This is a genomic window from Achromobacter marplatensis, from assembly GCF_049060505.1.
Taxonomy (GTDB): Bacteria; Pseudomonadota; Gammaproteobacteria; order Burkholderiales; family Burkholderiaceae_B; genus Achromobacter; species Achromobacter marplatensis_A.
Window position 1 is genome coordinate 1 of sequence record NZ_JBMGRB010000032.1, and the last position, 1,158, is coordinate 1,158.

The 1,158-nt window shown below is 63.6% G+C and carries 1 protein-coding gene; it reads left to right on the forward strand.

Annotation, left to right across the window (positions count from 1 at the left end; translation table 11 throughout):
- Positions 1–112: 112 nt before the first annotated feature.
- The coding region (locus ACI0FO_RS29400; protein WP_416032092.1) for an IS481 family transposase at positions 113–1,158 on the forward strand (1,046 nt) is incomplete at its 3' end.

The window sequence follows — 1,158 nt, forward strand, 5'->3', positions numbered from 1 at the left end:
TGTACGGACCGGGGACATGGGTAACAGGTGTTCGGAGACATAGGTAACACTTCTAGCATCACGGTATGGCCGTTTTTAGGAGCGAGCGATGCCGTGGAAGGAGTCGAGCCTTATGTCCTGCCGTTTCGAGTTCGTTCAGCTGGCCCGGCGGCCAGGTAGCAACATCCGTGAACTGTGCCGCCGTTTCGATATCAGTGCCAAGACCGCGTATAAGTGGTTGGGCCGCTATGAGCAGAACGGCCCGCCTGGGTTGCAGGATATGTCTCGCCGACCGACCTGCAGCCCTTGCCGTACCTCCACGCAGGTCGAGCTTGCGGTTTTAGCGCTGCACAAGCGCTTCCCGTACTGGGGGCCACGCAAGTTGCGAGCACTGCTTGAGCAGACGACTGCGCCGGCGCCCAGCACGATCGCGGCCATTTTGCGACGCCACGGTTGCCAGGTGTCAGGCGAGGACTCGGGCGCGGCAACGGCAACCCAGCGGTTCGAGCATGAAGCACCGAACGTGCTGTGGCAGATGGACTTCAAGGGACATTTTCCCTTGACGGATGCCCGTCACGGGCGCTGCCATCCGCTGACACTGTTGGATGACCACTCGCGGTACGCGTTGTGCATACAGGCTTGTGGCGATGAGCGCAGCAGCACGGTCCAACAGCACTTGAAGGCGGTGTTCCGCCGCTATGGGTTGCCCGAACGGATCACGGCAGACAACGGCCCATCCTGGGCCTCGGTGCGCGGCACCGGCCTGACGGGCCTGGAGGTCTGGCTCATGCGTCTGGGCGTGCGTATCAGTCATAGCCGTCCCCACCACCCGCAGACCCAGGGCAAGCTCGAGCGCCTGCATCGAACCCTCAAGCGAGAGCTGCTCCAAGCGCGGGGGTTTAGCAACCTACTCGCTTGCCAGCAGGCCATGGACCGTTGGCGCGAACAGTACAACCACATCAGGCCGCACCAGGCGCTAGGGCAGATGCCGCCCCTATCGCGCTACCGGCCCAGTCCCCGCCCTTATCCCGCCAAGTTGCCTGCGATCGAGTACGCGCCGGGAGAGCGCGTCCTGAAGGTCAGGGCCAAGGGGCAGATCATTGTGGACGGACGCGTGGTCTTCGTCAGTGAGGGGATGGCCGGCCTGCCCGTAGCCGTCAGGCCGTCATCATGCGACGG